At 66.0% G+C, this 7,285-nt stretch carries 8 protein-coding genes; 3 read left to right on the top strand and 5 right to left on the bottom strand.

Annotation, left to right across the window (positions count from 1 at the left end):
- The first annotated feature begins 46 nt into the window (after positions 1-46).
- The 3 genes from CQ045_RS18560 (at position 47) to CQ045_RS18550 (ending at position 1,191) form a co-directional block, all read left to right on the top strand.
- Positions 47-415: a multidrug efflux SMR transporter gene (locus tag CQ045_RS18560; RefSeq protein WP_105726505.1), complete on the top strand. Its 369-nt coding sequence runs from the start codon at positions 47-49 to the stop codon at positions 413-415.
- Positions 412-735: a multidrug efflux SMR transporter gene (locus CQ045_RS18555; RefSeq protein WP_105726503.1), complete on the top strand. Its 324-nt coding sequence runs from the start codon at positions 412-414 to the stop codon at positions 733-735. Before CQ045_RS18560 ends, CQ045_RS18555 begins: the two co-directional genes overlap by 4 nt.
- A gap of 75 nt (positions 736-810) precedes the next feature.
- Positions 811-1,191, top strand: coding sequence for a DUF4259 domain-containing protein (locus CQ045_RS18550; RefSeq protein WP_105726501.1), 381 nt, complete (start codon positions 811-813; stop codon positions 1,189-1,191).
- A gap of 2,207 nt (positions 1,192-3,398) precedes the next feature.
- On the opposite strand, the gene CQ045_RS18540 is transcribed toward CQ045_RS18550, so the two are convergent.
- From CQ045_RS18540 to CQ045_RS18520, 5 genes are read right to left on the bottom strand one after another with little or no spacing between them, the layout of a single operon-like run.
- Positions 3,399-4,127 (bottom strand): hypothetical protein, encoded by a 729-nt coding sequence (locus CQ045_RS18540; RefSeq protein ID WP_105726497.1) that lies wholly within the window; start codon positions 4,125-4,127, stop codon positions 3,399-3,401.
- A 10-nt stretch (positions 4,128-4,137) separates the two neighbouring features.
- Positions 4,138-4,803, bottom strand: coding sequence for an SDR family oxidoreductase (locus CQ045_RS18535; RefSeq protein ID WP_105726495.1), 666 nt, complete (start codon positions 4,801-4,803; stop codon positions 4,138-4,140).
- Positions 4,804-4,834: 31 nt separating this feature from the next.
- Positions 4,835-5,371 carry a hypothetical protein gene (locus CQ045_RS18530; RefSeq protein ID WP_105726493.1) on the bottom strand — a complete coding sequence of 179 codons (537 nt, stop codon included), beginning with the start codon at positions 5,369-5,371 and terminating at the stop codon, positions 4,835-4,837.
- A gap of 44 nt (positions 5,372-5,415) precedes the next feature.
- Positions 5,416-6,351, bottom strand: a complete 936-nt coding sequence (murQ, locus tag CQ045_RS18525) for an N-acetylmuramic acid 6-phosphate etherase (protein WP_105726491.1) — start codon at positions 6,349-6,351, stop codon at positions 5,416-5,418.
- The gene (locus CQ045_RS18520; RefSeq protein WP_105726489.1) at positions 6,341-7,237 is read right to left on the bottom strand and encodes a BadF/BadG/BcrA/BcrD ATPase family protein; all 897 of its coding nucleotides are present in this window, start codon (positions 7,235-7,237) and stop codon (positions 6,341-6,343) included. The genes murQ and CQ045_RS18520 overlap by 11 nt, the downstream gene beginning before the upstream one ends.
- Positions 7,238-7,285: the final 48 nt, after the last annotated feature.

Below are 7,285 nucleotides of genomic sequence, written 5' to 3'. Positions count from 1 at the left end.
CCTCGCCACGTTCACCACCTCGGACACTCCCCCCGAAAGGCCCCCGATGACAGACCGCCCCCGCCTCTCCGCGTGGCCGCCCCTGCTGGTCGCGATCGCGCTGGAGGTCACGGCGACCCTGTCGCTGCGCGCGGCCGAGGGATTCACCCATCCGCTCTGGCTGATCGTCGTGGCGCTCGGCTACTCGGGCTCGCTGTGGCTGCTGTCGGTCGTGCTCGATCGTGGGATGCCGGTGGGCGTCGCGTACGGCATCTGGTCGGCATTCGGGGTCGTGCTCACCGCGGTGTTCGGCTCCGTGCTGTTCGGCGAGCTGCTGGGTCCCGTGCAGATCGTCGGTGTCGGGGTGATCGTGGTCGGGGTCCTGCTCGTCGAGCTCGGGTCGCACACTCGCGAGTCGACCGAGGCCACCTCATGACCTGGCTGCTGCTCGCCCTCGCGATCGCGAGCGAGGTGACCGCGACGCTGAGTCTGCGAGCATCGGAGGGTCTGCGTCGCCGCCGCTGGATCCCCGTGATCGTCGTCGGCTACCTCGCCGCTTTCACGTTGCTCGGCACGATCCTCGCACTGGGGATGCCGGTGGGAGTCGCCTACGGAATCTGGGCCGCCGCCGGAGTCGCGTTGACCGCTGTGCTGGGACGGGTGATCTTCAAGGACCACTTCTCGGCCATGATGGCGATCGGCGTCGCGCTGATCGCGGTCGGCGTCGGGCTCATCGAGTTCGGCGGCGGACACTGACGACGGGTCGCCGCCGGCGTCACCCCCTCATGGTTGACTGAATCCCGAAACCGCAGACAAGGGGAAGGGCGCGCCATGGGTACGTGGGGTCCGGGAAACTTCGACGACGATACGGTTGCCGACGGGCTGAGCGAGATCACAGACGATCTGATCGCGAAGATCGCCGAGTCGTTCGCCGACGAGGACGACGACACCGAGCTGCAGCCCGACGAATGGGGCGGCAGCATGGTGCCGGCGTGGCTCGAGATCCTCACCGACATCGGGTCAGCCGGGCGCGTGGGCGCGACGTTCCCGCCGAGCGCAACGCTCGAGGCCTGGCGGGACCGCTACATCCGTGTCTGGGACGGCTACATCGACGAACTCGAGCCCGACGAGGACTACCGCACCGACCGACGACAGGTCCTCGTCTCGACGTTCGACCGCGCCGTCTCCCTCGCGCAGGAGCGCGAGCAGTAGACGGGACCTCTCACCGCAATCGAATCCACTGACCGTCGTCGAACGGGTCTACGGGGCGGCATGTCTCGAGATCCAACTCGGAGCCGTGGATGCTCTTGATGATTGCTTTCATTCGTAAATATCCAGGTGTCCGTTTGATTGGTAGATACCCAAGCCAGGCTTGAGGAGTGGAGCACGCCACTGCCGAAGGCGCTCCGCACCTGAGAGGGCGTTGCACTCGATGCAACTCGACTCCCATTCCGTCGATGGACGGACCCACACTCGCTCTTGAGAGAGCGGGCTTGCCATTTCAGCCAGGGAAATGATGACGTCGCCTACATTTACTTGATTCACTGGAAAACCTCAGGCAGGAAGAAATGTTCCCAGCTGCATCCAGAGACTGACCGTGCCGGTTCCATCGAACCGTACGACACCTGTTGGTGAGCATAGTTACTGTGGGATTGCCCTCCATGATGCGCGCGTTGCTCCCGGGATTGAGGGGGACCACGGAACGCCGTTCCTGAACCCTTTTTCGCTGGTTTGATAGCACAGTTCGCGGGAATCCCCAGCGGCCTTGTCGCCATCGTCGCGCCTCGCGCAGCTGTCGGCGTCTGCGCCCACCGCATGGAGCGACAGGCGCCATTCTCCGATGGGGGTAGATAGCCATCGCGGTTGTGTACCCGCGCATGTTTGAGCGCATTGCCCGCGAGGTGGTTTAGGTGCCTCCCCATTCCCGGCGTCGGACCGCCGCTGGACTCGTGATCAAGGGAACTCTGCTTGCGGCCAGGCTAGTTCTCGGTGCCACCCGGGTACCGAAGACGAAGTTCGGGATCGAGGCGAACTTTTGCGTTGCCTCGATCTCGCTGATCTCGCTCATCCCCTGTCGAGCGCCACTCAGGCTACATCATTGATCAGGCTAATTTTGTATGCCTTAAGATCCCGCATTTCCGAGAGTCTAAGACATCTAACGGTCTTTGCCTTCGGGTCGATATATCGCAGAGCGCGAAATGGAATCAAGATCAAGAACGCCCAAAGGATCTGGTCGTACCAACAGACAGCTTGCGCTACCGACGCCTTCTGCGCCCACCAGTGGACGGTCAGCCAGGCTAAAACCGCGAAGGGAACAAAGAGCCATAGAAGTACTCCACGAACAAGCAATAGCACGAGCCATAAAAGTCCCGTAAAGAAGTTCATTACATGCCTCCTAACATTCCGCCCCGTCACCGAAGACGACAACAACCGATCCGCCCAGTCATAGCAATACGACCTCGACGTCGACACCGAAGCCTGACCCGGCGCCGTCCACACATCCGTCACACCCGTCCGGTTCCCCGACAAGCCCGCCGCCGCATTCGGACCACGCCCACCCGACGACCCGAACCCATACGTGAGAAGAGTCAGCTTCACCCTCGCGACGCCGCGGTCACGCATCAGACGGATGCGTGACCCGAAGCAAGCCGCGATGCTGTGAGGCGGACGACCGCGCAATGGCCATCGGACCAGACTCCGGACACCCAAACTTGCCTCGGATCCAGAATCGCTTCCAGCATGCGGCGAGCGTCACGCACGAACCTCTGTTGAAATTGGCGACCAGCGGACGCGTTTGCGTCCCTCCGTCCCAGGAGCGAATCCTGAGACTTAAACACCCACTCGATCAACCGTCGGCGGCCGGCCAGCCCCCCAATCGTTCCCAGGGGGAAAGCAATACGCCTCCCCGACGACCCAATGGGCGATATACGCGAACCATGTCCTTGTCTACCAGCACCTCTACGTATGGTGTCCGGAGAAATTTGGTTTGGCCTGTTCTGCCTCCATTTTTTACGTATGATTCGCCAATTCCACTTAGCCGCCGAATCTCCTCCTCCTCCTCTCGAAAGGTGAGATCTTCGTCAACCCAAGCCATCACGTACAAGTGATCTAGATTAAGTGCATAGAACGCCCTATCAAATCGTGAAATTGATGCGACTCGCCCGGGCGAGAGATCGCTCCGAATCCAAAACCTCACGACGTTGGCCTCCACCTCAACGAATGTCTCGCAATCCTGCACCTCAGTCGCGAGTCGCTGCAGGAGAGCTTCTAACTGGAGATTCGATCTCACAATACCCACTTTCCGTACTTCCAAACGACTTGACGAGTTCTGGTGTTAGTGATCGCGCCCTTCGTTCTTTCAAAATGACCGTGCAAAGGTTGGAGTCTCTGGCGCAGCGGTGGCATCTTTTCCCAGTATTTCAACTGAGCGCCGATCGACACCCGGATTGGGGCCCATTAGTCGATGGCCCAATTCTCAAAATGTTGTTCTTCTTGATAACGGTGCGAACGACGTTGGCGGCGGAAGCGACCTTCCTCACGACAGTGCTCGCGCGAACTGCAGTGGTGGCTACGACAGCAGCCTTGATCGCGAGTCCCGCTGCTGTCCCGACTCCAGGTACGAACATTATCGCTGTCGACACCACGTCCAGCGCGAAGAGCCAGTCGAACTCACCGTCCAAGTCGGCGCTTCCGATGGGATCGGTCGGCCAATACGACGTCGGCGTCGACATCGAAGCCTGACCCGGTGCCGTCCACACATCCGTCACACCCGTCCGGTTCCCCGACAAGCCCGCCGCCGCATTCGGACCACACCCACCGGTAGAACCGAACCCATACGCGAACTCGTGCCCCGGAATCACCGCCGACACCAATCGACCCACCGTGTCGTACACGTACGTGGACGAATACGTCGTCGCCCCCATCCCGGTGTGCTGCTTGACCACACGCCCTGAGTGCGACCGAACCACATTGTCCGACACGAGTTGCCCCGCGACCAGCCACTCCTGTGCGACCACTCGCTCCGCGGCATCACGGCCGACACTGTTCAGCGCCGAATCGTCCGGGTACACGATCCGCTGCAGACGCTGGAGTGCGTCGTAGGTCACGTTCGCGAGCTGCTGTCCGGATGGGCCGACGACCTTACTCACCGGGGGCGCCTCAGTACCGCGCCGAGAACGCACCGTCCGACTGCAGCAGCTGCCCCGAGATCCAACGCCCCTCATCCGACACGAGGAACTCCACCACGGCCGCCACATCAGCGGGCTGACCGAGCCGGCCGAGCGGCGTCATACCGGTCAGGCCCGTGCGCGTCTCGTCGTCCATCCAGCCGGTGTCGATGGGCCCGGGGTTCAGCACGTTCGCCGAGATACCGCGCGGACCGAGCTCGCGTGCGGCCGAGATCACGAGCCGATCGAGCGCACCCTTCGATGCACCGTACGGGAGGTTCCCGGTCACGTGGTCGCTGGTGAGCGCCAGGATCACTCCCCCGTCGTCGCCGATCTGGCGCGCGAACGCCGCGATCAGCAGCAGGCTTGCCCGTGCGTTCACGGCGACGTGCAGGTCGAAGCTCTCGGCCGTCGTGTCGAGGATGCCCGACTGCACGTCGTGCGCATGACTCAGGATGAGCGCCGAGATCGGACCGTGCTCGGCGTTCACCTCGGCCACCAGGGCTTCGGGCCCGTCCGGTGTCGACAGGTCGGCGAGGTGGTCTGCGTCATGCAGATCGCTCGTGGCGACGGTCCATCCGGCTGCACGAAGCCGAGGGACGATGCCGGCGGCGATGCTGTTCGCGCGAGCGGCACCGGTGATCAGGGCGAGGGGCATGCGGCCACGCTATCGGACCACCGCCGGCGAGTCAGGTGGCCAGACACATGACGGCGGCACCGGCGGCCAGCGCCCAGGATTCGGCCGTCAGCAGGCGCGCGGTGCGGCCGTGGTGGACGGGCTCGACGAACCATGCCGAGACGACGGTCCACAGCACCACCCCGATCACGCCGACGACGATCACGATCGTCAGCAGCCCCGAGAGACCGCCGTGCCCACCATGCACCCCCGCCTCCGCCCCCGCGACCGCACCGGTCGACGCGCTCTCGAAGGAGCAGACGGCGAGGAGCAGCGCAACGAGCGCACGCCGGAAGCAGTCCGCGGCATCCCGGGTCCCGCGCACGCCCATCGTGCCGAGCATCGCGGACAGCAGCAGCACGACTCCGAGTCCCAGACCGACCAGCGGGATGCGGCCCGCGATCGCGGTCACGAGCATCGCCGCCGCCATCACCAGCACCGTCTGCCGCCCCTGCCAGGGAACGGCACGCCGTGCCGCGAGCGACGCCCCTGCCGCGACGACCGCCGCGGCGGCCATCAACCACGGCGCCGCCGGCACGAGATCGTCCACACCCGAATCCTATTGACGGGCGGGAGGTGTGCGGCGCGGCGAAATCAGACCAGCGCGGCGATCGCGTCGCGGAGGATGCCGTCGGCCTCGGCGAGGGCGGATGCCGCGACCTGCGGAGACGCGTCGGCCGCGAGCATCAGCAGCGCGAGCTTCACCGAGCCGTCGGCCGCCTGGAGGGCGGTGGCCGCCTGGTCGATGTCGACCCCGGCGAGCTGGGACACGGTGCGGATCGAGCGCGCATGGAGCTTCTCGTTCGTGGCCAGCAGATCGACCATCACGCCGCGGTATGTCTTGCCGAGGTTGATCATCGACAGCGTCGTCAGCATGTTCACGACGAGCTTCTGCGCGGTGCCCGACTTGAGCCGGGTCGAGCCGGAGATGAACTCGGGGCCGGTGACGACCTCGATCGCGATCTCCGCCGCAGCGCCGATCTCGGAGTCGGCGTTCGAGGCGATCGCCGCAGTGAACGCGCCGACGCTGCGGGCGTACGTCAATCCGCCCACGACGTAGGGGGTGCGCCCCGACGCGGAGATGCCGACCACCGTATCGTTCGCCGAGAGCCGGAGCTCGCGCAGTGACGCCTCGGCGGCCTCCGGATCGTCTTCGGCGTTCTCGACCGCGGAGCGGATGGCCGTCTCGCCGCCCGCGATCAGACCGACCACCATCGACGGATCGGTGCCGAAGGTGGGCGGGCACTCGCTCGCGTCGAGCACGCCGATGCGCCCTGCCGTTCCCGCACCGATGTAGATGAGCCGTCCACCCCGGCGGAACCGCTCGGTGATGCCGTCGACCGCGGCGGCGATCTCTGCGGCGCGCTCGGCGACGGCCTCCGGCACGCGGCGGTCCTCCGCGTTCATCCGTCGCACGAGCTCGGCGGTGCCGAGCAGATCGAGGTCGCCGCGCTCCGTCGTCGAGGCCTCGGTGTCGAGGCGCTCGAGCACCGAGAGGAGGGCGGTCAGGCGGGAGTCGTCATTCGGCACGGTGGACGAACCTTTCGTGAGGGAGATCGGTGCGGCGCGCGAGCAGCAGCGCGCCGTCGAGAGCGTCGCCGTTCGCGGACACGATGGTGCGTCCGGCGGCGTGAAGCGAAGAGGTCAGTTCGGCGCGGAACCAGACATGGTCGGTGAGACCGCCGTGGAGCACGACATCGCGGGTGCCCGTGGAGGCTGCGACGGCGGAGGCGGTGAGCAGACGGACGGCCTCGGCGGCGATGTCCTCGGCGACCCGGTCGCCGAGGGCCGCGGCATCCAGGACCAGGGGTGCCAGAGACCCGAGGCGGCGAGCGATCGAGCCGCCCTCTCCGATCCAGGAGATGACGTCACCCGCGGGAAGGATGCTCGCGGCGACGGCGTCGGACAGGCTCGTCGCGGGCCCCAGGCCGACGGCGGCGCGCTGCACGGCTCTGGCCGCCTCGCGTCCGAGCCACGAGCCGCTGCCGAAGTCGCCGATGTCCGGCCCCCAGCCGTCGACGAGGCGGATGCCGTCGACGTCGGCACCGAGGGCGGCCGCGCCCGTTCCGGCGATCAGCAGCACTCCGGGCGCTCCGCCGAGCGCCCCCGCGTGCGCGGTGACCACGTCGGACGCGACGACCGTGCGAGCGTTCGTCGCCGCGGCGAGCGCCGTCGCCAGGTCCTGCGCGGCGACGGGTGCGGCCCAGGCACCGGCGGCGCCGACCCCGAGGAGATCCGCACCGTGGTCGCGGTCGAGCAGAGGGAGGATCGCCGCGACGGCATCGTCGACACCTTCGGGCGTCGCGAGTCCGGGAGCACCGAGACCCGAGCGGACGACCCGCTCACTCCCGTCCACGATGACGCGGCAGCGGGTCTTGCCGAGGTCGACCGCGACGGTCGTCGGGACGCTGCTCATCTCTCTCCTCGCTGTGCCGTGCGAATCACTACGGAAAGAGTCTACATC

This window comes from Microbacterium sp. MYb66, assembly GCF_002979435.1.
Classification (GTDB): Bacteria; Actinomycetota; Actinomycetes; order Actinomycetales; family Microbacteriaceae; genus Microbacterium.
This window is presented reverse-complemented; position numbering and strand designations above follow the sequence as displayed.

Excerpts from the sequence above, each read along its gene's own strand:
- CQ045_RS18560 (WP_105726505.1), top strand. The coding sequence starts at position 47 with ATGACAGACCGCCCCCGCCTCTCCGCGTGGCCGCCCCTGCTGGTCGCG.
- CQ045_RS18555 (WP_105726503.1), top strand. The coding sequence starts at position 412 with ATGACCTGGCTGCTGCTCGCCCTCGCGATCGCGAGCGAGGTGACCGCG.
- CQ045_RS18550 (WP_105726501.1), top strand. The coding sequence starts at position 811 with ATGGGTACGTGGGGTCCGGGAAACTTCGACGACGATACGGTTGCCGAC.
- CQ045_RS18535 (WP_105726495.1), bottom strand. The coding sequence starts at position 4,803 with ATGCCCCTCGCCCTGATCACCGGTGCCGCTCGCGCGAACAGCATCGCC.
- CQ045_RS18520 (WP_105726489.1), bottom strand. The coding sequence starts at position 7,237 with ATGAGCAGCGTCCCGACGACCGTCGCGGTCGACCTCGGCAAGACCCGC.